Raw genomic sequence first — 17,119 nt, 5'->3', positions numbered from 1 at the left:
AAAAACATAAACGCAAAGACGCAATGACGCAAAGTTTTTATTATGAGAGAGTTATACACTTTGCGGCGAATCGTGTAAACCATTAATTATCAAATACTTCTAATCCCGAAGCTTCTGGAAAACAGAGTGTTGAAATGACCTAAAAACACCTAATCATGATAAAATTCCGAAACATTGATCAGATAAAATTCATTGTTAAAGATGCCACCGGTCTGGATATTATGTATGCTTACGATGACCTGATATTCCCCGAACACGGGGCATTTCTTATGCAGTTTTCTGATGATGACCCCAATGTTGTCTTCTGCCACTTTCACAAAAAATGTCCTGAAAAGGAGCAGCAGCGGATAATTTCATCCCTGAAACGTTCCGGGACGATGAATTCAATCAATATACAGAAAGGAAATTGCTACCATTTATCAGCAAAGAATGAGACCGAAATAGAAATTAAATTCCTGACTATATGATACTCACCGAGCTCAACTGGAAAACATGGTTGCACAATGGCGACCAGTACCTGAAAGCCTCAGGGTCAACACAAAAATCACGTTTCAACACAGACATTGGCTACAATCTTCTGGGAATGTCGCTCGAGGGCTATGTGATGGCCATACTGGATGTTCACAACTCTCTGCCTGAAAACCACACATTTACCGACCTGATGGATGCTTTGGAAACGGTTTGCCGCATAACCCCGGAGTTGCGGCAAAGAATTCTAAAATATGAGAGTATCCAATCAATTTGCTCTGTGGACAAATACCAGCGGGAAAATCCATCGGCTGAAACTGTAAATGAATTGCGGGAAGCAGTAGAAGAAATTGGACAAATGGCGCATCATATTTGCGGTGATTTGTAATAAATTCGGTTTAGGAGAGGATAGTTTCCGGCTTTTCTGAAAACTACCCTCTCCTTTTCTTATAATTATGCCAACCTGCGCGCCATCCCAATCACCTCGCTCTCCGTCAACCCGCGTTTCTCAGCCAAGGACCTTTGCTTTAGCGAGTCCATGAGCTCTTCAAACTTTTCTTTCGCCAAATTTTCGATTCCTGACTCTTTCAATATTTTTTGGATAGTAACGCGCCCGGAATGTCTACCTGCCTGGTAGCTTTCCCTTCGGCCCACCTCTTCGGGCAAAAATGGTTGATACGCAAGGCGGTTATTCTCAAGGCCCGAGCAGTGAATGCCTGACTCATGACGAAAAGCCATTTCACCGGAAACCGGCTTGGACAAGTGCAATGGGCGTCCCGAGGCTATTGCCACAAAATCGGATAACTGAACCAGTTTCTTAATATCAATTCCACAATCAACATCGCAGGATGTCCGTAAGGCAGCAACAACTTCCTCCAGCGGAGCATTACCAGCCCGTTCCCCCAATCCGTTTACGGTAACACTGGCACAATGACATCCACTGATAAGTGCCGTGATTGTATTGGCAGTGGCCAACCCCAAATCGTTGTGACCATGAAACTCAAACTCAGCGCCGGGATGTTGACCAACAAATGAATGAAACCAGTCAGAAATTCTCACAGGATTCATGATTCCCACGGTATCGGCCAATCTGACACGATGAGCCCCGGCATCAATGACAGCTTCCACAAACCGCACTAACTCTTCCGGATTTGTTCTGGAGGCATCCTGTGCCCCCACCGAAACGTACCGAAAACGATCCAACGCAAATGATGTAAGCCTGGAGATTTCGCTATCCAGCCACTGTCGGTCTTTGCTCATCACTTTCAACAGAATTCCAGACACAGGAAACGAAATATTAATCTGATCAACGCCTGTTCTGACGGCCTCCTCTATGTCTTTCTCCACCGCCCGGCACCAACACGCACTTCTAAAACCGAATCCCTGGGCAGTCAGGCATTTCAGGTGTGCCACATCATCGGCTGAAATAGCCGGAGTTCCCAGTTCTACCTCAGGGACTCCGGCCGCATCAAGAATCGAGGCAACTTCGATTTTTTCATCAAGAGAAAACACCACACCGGGTGCCTGTTCTCCATCACGTAAAGTGGTATCAATCAAGTGAAATTGTCTCATTTGTGCCGTAGATTAATGCATAAAAAGTACTATCCCATACATTTCACAAAAGGGATTTCATCCCTTAAACCCTGAATTACTTTTTTATTGCTGTTATTCAGAAATCAGGTGGTCTTCTGAAGCCCCACCTTCTTCCAGGGCATCCAGAATGTCATCCACCACATCGGTATCTACTTTTCCGTACCAGTCATTATTAGGATGCACCACAACAACTGGTCCCCGGGAACATACATTCAGGCATCCGGTGGTGGAAACCACAGCATCCAGTCCACGATCGGCACACTCCTCCATAATGTATTGAACCAAATCGGTGGCTCCGTTTTTATTACAAAACCCCTGGGCGTCGCCGGCCACCCGGTACGAATTGCAAACAAGAAAATGATAATCAGGCTTTTTCATAGCTTCTTTTTATAATTAATTATTTGTGAACTCTCTTAACAATCCTCTATTATTCTTTTTTAAACAACTGATATAAAGTGACTTTTACAACGCCATTTATTCATCCCAATTCTTTAATAATAAAAACATGGCGTCATTGCGTCTCTGCGTTTAGCCTTGTTTTAACGAACTATTGCTTAAAACTGTCCAAAATATTATCCACACCCCATGGCATTACCTCTGCATCCGCTTCCACACTTGAAGGCCTCTGCCTTAGTGACGGTGCGTAATTCTTTACCTTTATATACCGCATCCAATCCCTGGTCAATTAACCCCGACATCTCCACAACTTGTATCCCGGAGCGGCTCAACACTTCTGATGGCTTCGGACCTATCCCGCCAACCAGCAGAGCCCTGCAATCGGAGAGCCTTTCTCCCAATTCTTCCCAACGATTGTTCCCTCCTCCCTTTTCTGGAGTTGTTCGCTGATTCACCAGTTTATAGCCCTGGGGCGTTTCCCGAAAAATATATAAGCGAGAGGCCTCACCAAGATGCTGGTTGACAAGGATACCCTCGTTGCTGGCAACTGCCACAAAGGGTCTTTCCTTTTCGTCTGTGACCGCAAACCGGGTGGCTTCAGACAAAAGACGTGCTGCATCGGCGCTATCCCTGCCAAGCAGGCCTGCTGCGTCGGCGCGACAACGGGCACAGTGCGTCATTACCGGCAATAATCCACTCACCTTATTTCGAAGATCCTTAATCAAAGCGGGTTGTGGCTCAGGAATTTTCTCGAAAGGAGTTCCCTCTACCGGGACCATGGGAATGGGATTCATCAACTGAGCTCCAAGTCCTTTGGCCCAAAGGGCTACCTCCGCCACATGATGATGATTTACCCCGGGAACGACAACCATATTAATTTTAGTGGTAATTCCGGCAGCAACTAAAGCTTTCACTGCCCTTGTTTGTTGTTTGAGCAACAACCCGGCGGCTTCTGCCCCAAAATATCCTCTCTTCTGATAGCGGACCCATCCGTAGATATCCTTTGTAATATCAGTATCTATACCATTTACAGTGATGGTAACATGCGTAACCTCCAACTCCTTTAGTTCCTCCACCGATGGGAGGATATTGAGCCCGTTGGAGGAGACGCACAACACCATCTCCGGGAATCGTGCTCTGACTTTTTTCAGAGTTTCCATTGTTATTTCGGGCTGTGCAAACGGATCGCCCGGCCCGGCAATACCCACGACACTCAGGTTGGGCATTATTTTCATCAGACACTCCAGATAAAACAATGCCTGGTCGGGCGAGAGCACATTGCTGGTTACACCGGGACGGCTTTCATTGACGCAATCGTATTTCCGATTGCAATAATTACACTTTATATTGCACTGTGGCGCAATGGGCAAATGAACCCTGGCATATTGATGACGCGCCTCTTTATTAAAACATGGATGTTTTGAAATGTCTGGCATAATTGATACGGTTTGGTTGATTAATCATCACAAATATTTATAGCCCACCCTTGAGCTGTCCTGCTTTTGCTGAAGCAATGTATTGACAATGGTGTCGTAAAGACTCTGGGCACCCCGGTAGCCAATGTGAAGAATTCTCTGTGCTCCAATGCGGTCGTGTACCGGAAACCCCACTCTGACTAATGGAATACCAGCTTCATGTGCCAGATTGTAGCCTTTGCTGTTTCCGACTATTAAATCGGGTGGGTTTTCCCGGCAGAAGGCTCTTATTTCTTCAAAATCAGCATCTGCCATTAGCGGCAAGGCATCAATAGAAACATTTGCAAGTGCCCGTTTCAGACTTTTGGCCTCGGTTCCCGAAGCGACCAGCACCACCTTCATTCCAATTTCATTAAGGAATGAGGTAAGTCCGGCGACCAAATCTTCATCACCATAGACCACCACCCGTTTCCCGAAAACATACTTATGCCCGTCGATATAAGCATCAATTAGTCGCCCCCGTTCGTCTGTGAACAAATCCGGAATTTCATTTCCGCTCACGTGGGCCAGAAATTTCATCAGCCGGTCCGTCTGGTCTATTCCAATAGGTGAAGACAGCACTTTTCGTCCCACTCCAAATTCTTTCTCAAGAAAATGAGCACCGGAATGATATCCCTCTCCTGACAACTCTTCAACACCACCGAAATCAATAGAAGTAAGTGCTCCGCCCATGTTTCGTAATTCTTGTAAAGGAGTTCCGCCGGCAGGAATTCGCTTATAATCATCCCACACAGGATTGTCGAGGGTTTCGCTATAATCGGGCAAGAGGGTATATCGAAGCTCAAAAGCAGCCACAATCTCTTTAAGGTGTCGCAAATCGGCAGGCGACCAAAGCCCGGGAAAAAGATTTATAGAGTTCTGACTTTCGGGAAGTTGAGGTTTATAAGAAAACCGACGCACCAAAGAATAAACCGCTTCCCGGAACCCGTCGATATGGGTTCCCTGATAACTGGGAGTTGAAGCAGCCACCAGTGCAGGGCCATCAGAGTGCCGATTCGCTTCCACTTCAACTATTCGCAGCATCTGAGGAACATCTTCACCTATGGTCTCACTCAGGCAAGTAGTGCAAACACCTATCAGAGAAGGATTGTATTGCTGTGTAATATTCTCCAATGCAACTTTCAGATTCATAGCACCGCCAAATACAGTGGTGTCTTCCGTGAAATTAGTGGAAGCAATATCTACAGGCTCACGAAAATGACTGATCAGATACCGACGAATATAGGTAGCACATCCCTGGGAGCCATGAACTAAAGGCACGCACCCTTCAACTCCTCTGAAAGCAATGCTACCTCCCAGGGGAGAACAAAGCTTACAGGCATTACGGGTAGAAACAAATCCGGATGACTTTGGAGATAATAATGGTTTTTTCATAGTTCTGTGTTTTTGGCTCTGGGTTGGGTTCTGGGTTTTGGATTGCGGGCGACAGTTCCCCCTTCAGGGGGTTAGGGGGTATGCGACAGGAGTTCTGGGTTTTCATTTTCACGTTTTGTTATTTGCTTTGGGTTGAGTTTGAAGTTAGAACCTGAAAATAATTCGGTTTGACCCTAAACCCCGGACTTTTATTTCACATACTTCCAGACCGGGCTCATCACAGACGCATGCACTTCTCTGGCAAAATTGAGCATCCCCTCATAGCCTGCCAGTGCTTCTTTTCGCTCATGATTGTGATCACAAAACCCCAACCCCAGTTTATGGGCAATAGGGCGCTCCTTCACCCCACCGATAAAAAGGTCGGCCCCTTTCTGTTTTACAAAAGATGAAAGTTCATTCGGATTGGAATCATCAACAAGGATGGTTCCCGGGTCACACAATTTTTGCAACAACCGGTAATCATCGCTGTTTCCGGTTTGTGACCCCACCACAACAGTCTCCATTCCAAGCAGGCGAAGAGCCTTGACCAAACTGATAGCTTTAAAAGCTCCACCAACATAAATAGCAGCTTTTTTCCCGGTCAGATCTTTTCTGAAAGGAACCAGTGCAGGAATAAGCATATTCAGTTCCCCGGCCACCAAGGCCCGTGATGCGTCCATCATATTCTCATCCTCAAAAAATCCGGCCACTTCATAAAGGGCATCCGACATATCCTCAATTCCGAAGTAGGATACTTTTTTGAACGGAATGCCATATTTCTCTTTCATCTCCCGAGCCAACGGCATCATGGAACCGGAACACTGCACCACGTTCAGACTCGCTTTATGGGCTCTTCGAATTTCATCTACTCGCCCGTCACCGGTAAGACAGGTAATAATATTTACCCCGATGCGTTTGTAATAATCCTTTAAAATCCACAGTTCTCCTGCCAGATTAAAATCACCCAAAATATTGATTGAGAATTTGGGAGCATGGTAACTGTCATCGGTACCTATCAGGGCAGACAAAGCACCACAGGCAGCCGCATATCCGTCCTTTTTGGTTCCTCTGAAGCCTTCGGACATGACCGACAATACATCAATCCCCTTTTCACGTGACACTTTTTTACAAATTCTTTCCACATCATCACCAATCACACCCACAATACATGTGGCAAATACAAAAGCTGCTTTGGGCTGATAAGTATCGATGAGTTCAATCAAAGAATGATAAAGCTTTTTCTCGCCTCCGAAAACCACATCCTTCTCACGCAAATCGGTAGAAAAACTGAGCCGGTGCAACTGAGGCCCGGAAGATAGTGCCCCGCGAATATCCCACGTATACGCCGCACAGCCAATGGGACCGTGAATCAGGTGCAAAGCATCGGCAATGGGATATAAAACCACCCGTGACCCACAAAAAACGCAAGCCCGCTGACTAACTGAGCCGGCAAGGCTTTTCTTCTCACAGGCAATGTCAGGAGCATTATTTTCCAGCGTTACAATCTGGGAGGTGCGATCTTTAAGGAAATCAGACATAGCTTTGCGGGGTTAAAATAGCTCTTAGCTCTTGGCTAATAGTTCTTAGCTGTTAATAACTGCTATAAAAGCGAAAACTGGAAGCTGAAAGGGAAGTTTTTTTGGAACCTATCACAATCCAGACAAAACCAAATAAAACTCCCATTTAAAGCCACTTTCACACAAGAAAAAACATAAAATTTTCAGGCTTTGATAAGAAAGCGTTAAATACAAGGCTTTCGAAGTTTTTGAAATCAGGGAGTTTACTTTTCGTAAATGACTGTTTCAAAAACGAGAAAAACGCAATAGTTGGCCTTTTCTTATTAAAGACTTCAAGACCGGAACGAGGGCCCATCGTGCTCAACAAAAATCAACCCGTGAAAAACGTTGAGCGAACGAACTAACCATCAGGGCCCTCGTATATTGCCTTGCCTGGTCTTTGCAAGAAAATCCTTAGTTTTCTTGATAGCACTAACTCACCTCTCAGAAATGAATAAAACCTTATCGTTGAATCCAGAATGGAAGGATTAATAACTCAACCTTACATTACCAGCTCAAATGATTCTTCAGGGCTATCGGCATCAATTTTGTCCATCAGCACACTCAGAATTTTCTCCAGAATTCGGAGGCCTCCCATATATCCCAGGGTTGGGAAATAGCTGTGTCCCACACGGTCGATAATCGGAAATCCCATCCGAACAAAAGGAATTCCTTCGTCGCGGGCAATGTACTTTCCATAGGTGTTACCTATCAAAAGATCCACTGGCTCCTGCTTAATCCATTGGTGCATCAGAAACATATCAGCACCCTTCCCGTTTCTCACTTTTGCTTCAGGCACTTTTTCGGCAAGAATCTCTTCAACCTTTTTAGTGAAAGCTTTACCCGGAGTTCCGGAGACCACATAAACGGGCTTCATATCGATATCATTCAAAAACTCAACCAACGGAATCAACTGATCGGGGTCTCCCCAAAGAGCCACCCGTTTCCCATGAAAATACTGGTGCATATCGGTAATAAGATCCACCAGCTTTCCACGCTCCGAAGAGATGGTCTCAGGAATGGAGACACTGCCCGCCTTGGCAAGTGCCATAATAAACCGGTCGGAAGCAGAGAGTCCGATGGGCAAATCAGTAAGAGCAAATTTTACTTTACATTGGTTCTCCAGCTTAATGGCAGCGCTACGGGTAGCCCACTCTCCAAGCCCCAGGGTAAACATGCTGTCGCCCATACTGACCATATCCGGAATGGTGGTTCCTCCTCGGGGATAGAATTCATGCTTCCCTGTCATGGGGGCATCCAGCACCTCTGAGGTATCGGGCAGTAAAACATTTCTTATACCCATCACTTTCATAATTCTTTTCAGTTCGCGCATATCTGCAGGTTCCACCCATCCGGCCAGCAGGTTTATCTGACGCTTGACTTCATCAGTGGACATTGCAAAATACTTCACAATGCCTTCCAGCATATTGGCATATCCCGTTACATGCGACCCCACATAACTGGGTGTGGATGCGTGTATTACGTGCTTCCCCTCAGGTATTTTCCCGTCTTCGCGGGCTTTGGCAATAATTTGTCCCAGGTCATCACCGATGGTTTCACTCAAACAGGTGGAGTGAACAGCAATAATTTCAGGCTCATAAACCGAAAAAATGGTATTGATGGCATTGACCAGGTTTGCCTGTCCGCCGAAAACCGAGGCACCTTCGGTAAAGGAGCTGGTGGCAGCCATTACAGGCTCTTTATAATGACGGGTCAGTGTGCTTCGATGGTAAGAACAGCACCCTTGTGAACCGTGGCTGTGGGGCAGGCAGCCGTGAACCCCCAGAGCTGCATACATGGCGCCAATTGGCTGGCAGGTCTTGGCCGGGTTGATGGTCAACCCTTCTCGTTCTTTTACCTTATCGGTAGTATGTCGTAATAGCATGATGTCTCCTCCTTCATTAAACGTTAATATTCATACTGCCCACTATTTCGGGCTCAGCTTTCCAGGGCGGGTCAACCATCTTCCATATTTTAGTGGCAAGCATACGTTCCATTTCCCTGTAGAAATTGATGGCTCCCTCAAATCCCGCGTAAGGGCCCCCATAGTCATAACTGTGCAACTGCTTAAGCGGCACCCCCATCTTCTGAACCACATACTTCTCTTTGATTCCGGCACAGAAAACATCAGGCTTAAAGTATTCGATAAGCTTTTCGGATTCCCAGTGCGAAATATCATCAACCACTAAAGAATTTTTTTCCATTTCGCTCATCATACCCCGATATTCCTTGAAGTTATAGCCTTTCTCTTCCAGCAGTTTTTTCTTCTTTACCAGATCCTCCCGGTATTGGCTTTCGTCCTTAACTACTTCCAGGTCTTCAATGTTACGGGTATCGGCATCCACTTTGATATTGGGAATCACCTCACGTCCTTCGTAATCGTCGCGGTGGGCAAACTCATATCCGGCGGAGATGGAGGTAATACCCAGTTCCCTGAAAAGATCCTGATAGTGATGCGCCCTGGAACCACCCACAAAGAGCATCGCCAGTTTGCCCTCCAGATTGGGACGAATCTCTTTGGATACTTTTTTCACTTTTCCCATCTCCCTTTTTATGATGCTTTCAACTTTTTTTGTCAGTTCGGCATCATCAAAAAATTCGGCTACTTTTCTTAGAGATTTTGCCGTAGATTCGGCTCCGATGAAGTTGATTTTTATCCATGGAATTCCATATTTCACCTCCATCATTTCGGCAATGTAATTGATAGACCGATGGCACATTACCAGGTTCAAGTCGGCCGACTGGGCATGGGCATAGCTGCGAATGGTGCTGTTGCCGCTAAAAGTGGAAATCAGCGTAATACCGGCCTCCTCAAAAAGACGCTCCAGTTCAAAGGCATCGCCACCAATATTGTACTCTCCCATCAGGTTAATCTGAAATTTCCCGATACGCCGGGGTTCATCCGTTCCTATCACATGATTAAATATTCCGTTGTTGGCGATGTGGTGGCCGGCACTCTGAGAAACACCACGATACCCCTCACAGCTAAAACCGAAGATAGTAATACCCAGTTCTTTCTTCATTTCCCGCGCCACCGAGTGAACATCGTCACCGATAAGCCCTACCGGACAGGTGGAGAAGATACTAATGGCATGGGGCTTAAAAATTTCATAAGCTTCCCGGATAGCCTGTTTCAATTTGATTTCACCTCCAAATACAATATTCTCGTCCTGCATATCGGTAGAAAAACAATATGGCATGAAGTTTTCATCCGTAGGTTTCTCGGGCTTCGTTTGATTGCGCCGCGTAAGCCAGCTGTAAAAGCCGCAACCAATGGGCCCGTGCGTAATATTTATCACATCACGGGTAGGACCCAGAATTACCCCTTTGCATCCTGCATAGGTACAACCTCTCTGGGTTATGATACCAGGAACAGTGCGCACATTGGCCTGAATTTCCGGTTTTTGTTCCGGGTCATTCATCACCATAGCTTTCTGCCTTTTCTTGGCTACTTTTTTGGGATATCTCGAAACAATCTCCTCAATAGCAGCTGCAGGATCGGGTATCACCTTGTTATTTTTCTTCTTGTCTGTCATAACTTCCAAATTTTAAACATCCAATACCGGGTCTCCGTGAGCTCCGGTTCTGACATTAATAGCGTCGGTAGTAGGAAATACGAATATTTTTCCATCCCCCGGAGCAGGTGTCTGATTGGCTTCAATAATGATTTCCACCACTCTCTTAACCATCTTTTGCGGCACAATAATCTGAACGATTCTTTGTGGCCGCATGGGCGGTTCTTTTCCCAGCAGTTCTATGGCTTCAGGCTTATTTTCCCTGGCGCCTTCAAGCACCTTAGCATCCCACAATCCCTTCCCCCTTCCCGAAACATTTCCGGTAGCCGTCATGGATGTGATGCCGGCATTCAGAAGGGCTTTCTTGGTCTGGTTCATTTTATTTATTCGGATGATGGCCATTACACACTTCATAGTTTCGGTTTTTTAAGATTACAATTCACTGACTCCCCGACTAATGGTATAAGCCTCCTCAACAGGGGAAATAAATATTTTTCCATCACCATAAGCGCCCTCCGGCTTGCTGCGTGCAGCTTCAATAATAGTGTTTACAGCGAAATCCTTATCCTCGTCCTTTACAACGATTATCAGTAACTCCTTAGGTAATTCATCATAGGTAACATCGCCAATTTTGATACCTCTTTGTTTTCCTCGTCCTACAACAGGTATTTTTGTAACAGCCACATAACCGGCTTCAAACAATGCCTTCATTACCTGGTCCGATTTCTCGGGACGAATAATTGCTCTTATCATTAACATAAACAGATCCTCCAGAATTTTTTATTATTGGATTAAAAATGCAACAGACTGCTGCAGGTGAATGATGTTGAATATTTATTCAGATTTTAAATACCCGGTGTAAACCGAAAATTCTCTGATGCTCTAAATATTATTCTAAACACCCTCACACATTAATTTGCAATTCCAAAATCAATCAGAAGTTTTTCCAATTCTTCCATAGATAAGGGAGTTGGAACAACAAAGTCTTTGTTTTCGTCGATGGCTTTGGCCAAAGCCCGGTACTCGTCTGCCTGAATATTATCTGGTTCGAATTCGATAACAGTTTTCCGATTAATTTCGGCTCTTTGCACCACGTTGTCGCGCGGTACAAAATGAATCATTTTGGTGCCCAGCGATTTTGCAAGTTCTTCAATCATAGAGGCCTCGTTATCAACTTTTCGTGAGTTACAGATGAGCCCACCCAGACGGACACCACCGGCTTCTGCAAACTTGCGAATACCTTTACAGATGTTGTTGGCAGCATACATAGCCATCATTTCTCCCGACACCACAATGTAGATTTCCTGAGCTTTTCCTTCCCTTATGGGCATTGCAAAACCACCGCAAACCACATCTCCCAGCACATCGTAAAAAGTATAATCGATGGCGTATTTATCATCCCATCCGCCCAATTGCTCAAGAAGATTGATGGATGTAATAATACCACGCCCGGCACAACCAACTCCAGGTTCCGGCCCTCCAGATTCGACACATCTGACACCCCCATATCCGGGTTTTACAATGTCATCAATATCAATATCTTCACCTTCTTCACGTAAAGTATCAAGAACCGTTTGCTGTGCGAGGCCACCAAGTAATAACCGGGTTGAATCTGCTTTGGGGTCGCAGCCAACCAGCATTACATTTTTTCCGGCTTCAACCAGCCCTGCAATTGTGTTTTGTGTGGTGGTAGATTTTCCAATTCCCCCTTTTCCGTAAATCGCTATTTTCCTCATAGTTCCAATTTTTATGAGATTAGTATTAAACCTTATTCCTTGATTTTCTATGATTCACGATGTGTGCCAGAAGAGAAAAATACCCCTTTGACAAACCAACACAACACATCTCAACGATTTGACAAACAGACATTAACGCAAATTAAAAACAGTCTGAACCCTAAATCCAGATCTTAGCAAATGCTACATTTATGTAGATAAAGCGTTTGGGAAGCAACAATTTGGGACACCACCAAAAAGTGCTGATTGATAAATAATTGCAGGCAAAAGGCATCAGATTGGGATACATTTTTGTATTTCCTAACCGGGGAATACCCAGAACCAGGAAAACTTTTTTAAGGCGGTAGTTTAAAGCAGTATGTGCAACATTTTCATGACAACTTATGACATCATCTGAAACTCAAGTGACACCAATAAATACGGGGCGCTTTACATTTGTTTCTGAAAATAAACCACAATTTACTCACTTAAAATTTTAGGTTATGAAAACTTTAGCGCTTACTATTATTGCAATGCTTATCGGAATAAATGTTGCAAAAGTTCAGGGGCAGGTACCGAATCATGTGGTAACAACAACGGATACCATTTATTGCTCAGGAATTCACCTGGGGACCTCGAAATTAAAATACACCCTCGCTGACGGCTCCTCAAAAAAAGTTGACCTTAATGAAGTTGTCAGGTATTCTAACAATGGCCATTTATTTCATAGAACACCGGTTTATCGGTTCAACCAAAAGACCAACCGAACCAAATTGATGGAGGTTTTGAAATATGAAAACGGTGTATTTATCCTGAAAGAAGAACACTTCAACGGAGCCAGGAATTGTTGGGACAACACATTTTATTTCTTGGCCAACGGAAAATGCCTGGAAAGTAAATTAAATCCGTCGCTGGAGGATCTTTCCGCTTACCTTGATTCGCACAAAATGAATTACAATAATGAGTTGGAAAAACCAAATCTGACCCGTCATTAGGAAATTTCGTAAACATTTTCCATTTTTTATTCTTGCATGGACAATAAACCGATTTGTTTTTTTAGTTTTATTTTCCAAATCTTTTATTTTTCCGAATGGCAAAGTTGCATAAGATCTTAGCTGTAATGATAGTGCTGCTGCTGTTCCCGGTTGTTATTGCTTCTATTTACGAATACACCCGTATCAACGACAACGAGGAACTCATCAGCACTGTTTATAAAAAACAACTCGAAACAATTGTCTCTTCCGTAAACTCCTATGCCCAGGATATTGCCGACAACTGGGCCTCACGAATTGAGCTTTGGCTCCAATACCCATCTAACACAGAGAGACTTGAAAAACTGACCAATGAAAACAATTCCATCAACGGCATTTTTTCACTTAACGAGAACGAAGAATACAGAACCCTTTTCGTAGGAAATAACAAGCAGGAAACTATTAGTGCCATCAACAACAGCCTCCGCGAACATAAGGAGGAACTGGAACAACTGAAAACCTATTATCAACAAGGGTACCGGAAAATAATTTCTATTCCCATGTCCGGAGAAAACATTCTGCTCACATTTGCGGCGAAGGACCAAAAACAAAACCTGAATCTGATTTTTATAGATTTAAACCCGAGCCTTTTCCTGAAAAACCAAATCGGTTCCAGGATTCAGGCCATTGCACATGAAAACTTTCGAATTGACCTTGTTTACAGAGGTACAGGCGAACTACTTCTTTCCAGTGAAAGAGACGCTTCAGTTGTTCAATCTTTCGATCAGGAAGGAGATATGTGGTTTTTGCCAAATGTAAAAATCGGAATAAACCTAAAAAGTCAAACCATCAGCGACCTGGCCTCTTCACGCATCAAAGAGGGAATCATTCTAATGGCAATTGTTTTATTCGTGCTGTTATTGGGTATCTGGTTTTTATTTGTTTCTGTAAAGCGTGAAATCCAATTGGCACAGATAAAGTCAGAGTTTATTTCTAATGTATCTCATGAAATCCGTACCCCCCTTGCCCTCATCAGCATGTACATCGAGACACTGGAAATGGGGCGTGTCAAAACAGAGGAAAAAATAAAGGAATATTACGCAGTTATCAGAGGTGAGACAATGAGGCTAACCGATATGGTAAATAAAATTTTGAATTTCTCAAGACTCGAAAGCGGTAAGCAAAGATTTGATTTTTCCGGCTGCGATTTAAACACCATCACTCACAATGTCCTGGAAACCTATGAGTTTCATCTCAGAAACAAAGGTTTTGAGATTGAATTTCAGCCGGCGTCTTCCATACCTGAGATACAGTGCGACAAGGACCGGATTGCCGATGCCCTGATCAATCTGATTGACAACGCGGTTAAGTACAGTCACGAACAGAAACGAATTGAAATTAAAACCGGAACGGTCAGAAACTATGCTTTTATGGAAGTAAAAGATTTTGGTCCGGGCATTCCGCGGAAAAAGCAAAAACAGGTTTTTGACAAATTTTATCGGGTTACCTCCGGTGACCTGGCCAACCAGATAAAAGGAACCGGCCTGGGACTTTCCATTGTCAGTGAAATAGTAAAAGCACACAAAGGGAAAGTTTCCCTGAGTAGTCCTCCAGGTCAGGGCTGTATCTTCAGACTTTATTTTCCGGTAATTCGTAAAAATAATTCGTAAAAAACATATCCCATGATCCGAATATTAATTGCTGAAGATGAACTGCCGATGCTTCAGGGACTCAAGGACAATCTGGAGTTTGAAGGCTATGAGATTGAAACAACCACTAACGGCACCGAAGGCCTGAAGAAACTGATGACCAACAAGTTTCACCTGGCCCTCCTGGATGTAATGATGCCCGAATTGTCGGGGTTCGATGTTTGTAAGGAAGCCCGCAGCAAAGGAAATAAGACCCCGATTATTATGCTCACTGCCAAAGCCGAAGAAATCGACAAAGTGTTGGGCCTGGAATTTGGTGCCGATGATTACATCACCAAACCCTTCAGTCTGCGTGAACTACTGGCACGTATCCGGGCCGTACTGCGTAGGGCAGGCAATGATGGTGTTACCCCGGAAGACCAAAACCACCAAATTGGTAATATGCTTGTCAACTTTTCTACTTACACGGCTTCTATAGAAGGGGTTGACGTGAAATTGTCGCACAAGGAATTTGAAATCCTGCATCATCTTTACAACCATAAAAATGAGACTGTTGACCGTGATGATTTACTGGATACCATCTGGGGAACCGATTATCAGCCGACTTCCCGCACCATCGACAACTTTATTCTGAAATTGCGTCAGAAAATTGAGAACGACTCCAACGATCCCAGAATTATATTAACCGTACACGGGATTGGCTACAAAATGGTTATCTAACCTGCATTATTCACAAATAATCTATTCCGATGTCCAACTATCTGCAAAACCCAACCGTCCTCAATAAAATGGATTTGAAAATAATTTATTATTTCCTACATCCATTTTCTCTGCGGTTGATTGTATTTCTTGATATTTGAACTTCTCATAACGATTATTCATGAATAAAGCAGGCTAATTTGTTTTTGCATAAAATCGCCAACTACTGCATTTCGACAAGCTCAATGTAGCACGTAATTCTGTTTTTTGAAACAAACATCCCGAGAGTCGAGACGAAAGGCTATCATTGAAGCTTTCTTATCAGAAACTGAAATTTTCATAATTTTCTTACCGGCCCTGATCGATGACAATTTGTGACAATTGGTTACCAGTTTCAGACAATAAAAAAAAGATTCAGGTGCATATTTGTACCAGACTTAAACCAATGAATTATGAACCGAATATTTTTACTCATCTGCCTTTCCATACTGCTATCCTCCGGCATGAACCTACGTGCCGATATTTTGCCGGTTGTTAAACTCAGCGGCTACTGGAAATTTAATATCGGGGATAACCCCGACTGGAGCAAAAAAGATTTTAACGACAGCCAATGGGATGAAATTCGGGTTCCAGGGCACTGGGAAGATCAGGGATATGTGGAATACGATGGGTATGCCTGGTATCGCCAATCATTTGAAGTGCCCCGGGAACTGCAAAACACCCAGCTTTATTTATTTGTTGACAGAATTGATGATGTCAGTCAGGTTTATTTTAATGGAAAACTGATTGGCCAGGCGGGACTTTTTCCACCCCGATACAAAACCGGCTATAACCTTTCATCTACATATCCCGTTCCCGAAGAACTTATTAATTTTAATGGCCCGAATACTATTGCTGTAAGGGTTTTTGACGAAGGCCGGGAAGGTGGATTCGTGGGACAGAAAGTGGTTCTGGGATATGAAAGAGACAACATTTTGTTGTCACAAGACCTGTCGGGCCAATGGAAATTTAACATTTACTACAATCGCAGTTGCATAAATCCCGAATTTGATGATTCGAATTGGGACAACATACATGTTCCTGCAACCTGGGAAAGTCAAGGCTATAAGGACTTTGACGGACAAGCCTGCTACCGGAAAAAATTCAAACTGAATAGCAAGCTGATTGGCGAAAAACTCTATTTGGTGTGTGGAATAATTGATGATGAAGACCAAATTCTTCTCAATGGCCAACTTATTGGTGTAACTGAAGACATGTATAAAACCAAACTTGGAGACAGTTTCGTTGGCCATTGGCAAATAAGACGCGCCTATAAAATCCCGGACGGGTTATTAAACTACTCAGGAATCAACACGCTGGTAGTTTTGGTGGATGACTATGGAGAAAGCGGGGGCATCTACGAAGGCCCTGTAGGTTTGATGACCAGAGACCAGTATCGAAAATATGAGGACCGACACGAATTGGAAGAATGGTTCCCGGGTCATCATTTCATTAAGTCACTTTGGTTTGATTAATTGGAATCCGTCGACCTGCAAACAAAAAAACTATGCAACGAACTATTATTATATTAATCATACTCTTGTTTGCCAGCGCAATAGAGGCAAGAGAACCCGAAGAAACTTTCTACCGGATTGTAAATCTGGAGGGTGGCTGGAAAATGATGATTGGTGATGACCCGGACAGGGCCCAACATAACTACGACGATCGTTCATGGGAAACCATTCATGTG

16 protein-coding genes and 1 pseudogene are annotated in these 17,119 nt (G+C 44.1%); 7 read left to right on the top strand and 10 right to left on the bottom strand.

Annotation, left to right across the window (positions count from 1 at the left end; translation table 11 throughout):
* Nucleotides 1–155: 155 nt before the first annotated feature.
* Both QZZ43_RS07085 and QZZ43_RS07080 read left to right on the top strand, forming a co-directional pair.
* The gene (locus QZZ43_RS07085) at nucleotides 156–467 is read left to right on the top strand and encodes a hypothetical protein (protein ID WP_291857429.1); all 312 of its coding nucleotides are present in this window, start codon (nucleotides 156–158) and stop codon (nucleotides 465–467) included.
* Entirely contained in the window at nucleotides 464–856 is a 393-nt protein-coding gene (locus QZZ43_RS07080) for a hypothetical protein (RefSeq protein WP_291857428.1), read from the top strand. Before QZZ43_RS07085 ends, QZZ43_RS07080 begins: the two co-directional genes overlap by 4 nt.
* 65 nt (nucleotides 857–921) lie before the next feature.
* Here QZZ43_RS07080 and QZZ43_RS07075 read toward each other — a convergent pair whose 3' ends face one another.
* The 10 genes from QZZ43_RS07075 to nifH form a co-directional block, all read right to left on the bottom strand.
* Entirely contained in the window at nucleotides 922–2,040 is a 1,119-nt protein-coding gene (locus QZZ43_RS07075; RefSeq protein ID WP_291857426.1) for a hypothetical protein, read from the bottom strand.
* A 93-nt stretch (nucleotides 2,041–2,133) separates the two neighbouring features.
* On the bottom strand, nucleotides 2,134–2,439 hold the full coding sequence (locus QZZ43_RS07070) for a (2Fe-2S) ferredoxin domain-containing protein (protein ID WP_291857424.1): 306 nt from the start codon (nucleotides 2,437–2,439) through the stop codon (nucleotides 2,134–2,136).
* Nucleotides 2,440–2,633: 194 nt separating this feature from the next.
* The gene (locus QZZ43_RS07065) at nucleotides 2,634–3,893 is read right to left on the bottom strand and encodes a radical SAM protein (protein ID WP_291857422.1); all 1,260 of its coding nucleotides are present in this window, start codon (nucleotides 3,891–3,893) and stop codon (nucleotides 2,634–2,636) included.
* Nucleotides 3,894–3,920: 27 nt separating this feature from the next.
* Complete coding sequence (locus tag QZZ43_RS07060) at nucleotides 3,921–5,306, bottom strand: nitrogenase component 1 (RefSeq protein WP_291857419.1); 1,386 nt, start codon at nucleotides 5,304–5,306, stop codon at nucleotides 3,921–3,923.
* A 188-nt stretch (nucleotides 5,307–5,494) separates the two neighbouring features.
* Complete coding sequence (gene nifE / locus QZZ43_RS07055; RefSeq protein WP_291857417.1) at nucleotides 5,495–6,823, bottom strand: nitrogenase iron-molybdenum cofactor biosynthesis protein NifE; 1,329 nt, start codon at nucleotides 6,821–6,823, stop codon at nucleotides 5,495–5,497.
* Between the two features lie 520 nt (nucleotides 6,824–7,343).
* Nucleotides 7,344–8,726 (bottom strand): nitrogenase molybdenum-iron protein subunit beta, encoded by a 1,383-nt coding sequence (gene nifK, locus QZZ43_RS07050; RefSeq protein WP_291857415.1) that lies wholly within the window; start codon nucleotides 8,724–8,726, stop codon nucleotides 7,344–7,346.
* A gap of 16 nt (nucleotides 8,727–8,742) precedes the next feature.
* Nucleotides 8,743–10,377 carry a nitrogenase molybdenum-iron protein alpha chain gene (gene nifD, locus QZZ43_RS07045; RefSeq protein WP_291857414.1) on the bottom strand — a complete coding sequence of 545 codons (1,635 nt, stop codon included), beginning with the start codon at nucleotides 10,375–10,377 and terminating at the stop codon, nucleotides 8,743–8,745.
* 12 nt (nucleotides 10,378–10,389) lie between these two features.
* Nucleotides 10,390–10,770, bottom strand: a complete 381-nt coding sequence (locus tag QZZ43_RS07040; RefSeq protein WP_291857412.1) for a P-II family nitrogen regulator — start codon at nucleotides 10,768–10,770, stop codon at nucleotides 10,390–10,392.
* Nucleotides 10,771–10,788: 18 nt separating this feature from the next.
* The gene (locus tag QZZ43_RS07035) at nucleotides 10,789–11,115 is read right to left on the bottom strand and encodes a P-II family nitrogen regulator (protein WP_291857411.1); all 327 of its coding nucleotides are present in this window, start codon (nucleotides 11,113–11,115) and stop codon (nucleotides 10,789–10,791) included.
* Between the two features lie 152 nt (nucleotides 11,116–11,267).
* Nucleotides 11,268–12,092: a nitrogenase iron protein gene (gene nifH, locus QZZ43_RS07030; RefSeq protein WP_291857410.1), complete on the bottom strand. Its 825-nt coding sequence runs from the start codon at nucleotides 12,090–12,092 to the stop codon at nucleotides 11,268–11,270.
* A gap of 482 nt (nucleotides 12,093–12,574) precedes the next feature.
* Between nifH and QZZ43_RS07025 the strand changes: the two genes are divergently transcribed.
* The 5 genes and pseudogenes from QZZ43_RS07025 to QZZ43_RS07005 form a co-directional block, all read left to right on the top strand.
* A complete protein-coding gene (locus QZZ43_RS07025; protein ID WP_291857409.1) occupies nucleotides 12,575–13,066 on the top strand; it encodes a hypothetical protein in 492 nt (163 codons plus the stop codon).
* Nucleotides 13,067–13,161: 95 nt separating this feature from the next.
* Nucleotides 13,162–14,712 carry an ATP-binding protein gene (locus QZZ43_RS07020; RefSeq protein ID WP_291857407.1) on the top strand — a complete coding sequence of 517 codons (1,551 nt, stop codon included), beginning with the start codon at nucleotides 13,162–13,164 and terminating at the stop codon, nucleotides 14,710–14,712.
* Between the two features lie 12 nt (nucleotides 14,713–14,724).
* Complete coding sequence (locus QZZ43_RS07015) at nucleotides 14,725–15,411, top strand: response regulator transcription factor (RefSeq protein WP_291857405.1); 687 nt, start codon at nucleotides 14,725–14,727, stop codon at nucleotides 15,409–15,411.
* A gap of 431 nt (nucleotides 15,412–15,842) precedes the next feature.
* Nucleotides 15,843–16,904 carry a beta galactosidase jelly roll domain-containing protein gene (locus QZZ43_RS07010; RefSeq protein WP_291857404.1) on the top strand — a complete coding sequence of 354 codons (1,062 nt, stop codon included), beginning with the start codon at nucleotides 15,843–15,845 and terminating at the stop codon, nucleotides 16,902–16,904.
* A 32-nt stretch (nucleotides 16,905–16,936) separates the two neighbouring features.
* Nucleotides 16,937–17,119, top strand: a pseudogene (locus tag QZZ43_RS07005) (glycoside hydrolase); the annotation flags it as partial.

Source organism: Marinilabilia sp. (genome assembly GCF_016278715.1).
Taxonomy (GTDB): domain Bacteria; phylum Bacteroidota; class Bacteroidia; order Bacteroidales; family Marinilabiliaceae; genus Marinilabilia.
This window is presented reverse-complemented; position numbering and strand designations above follow the sequence as displayed.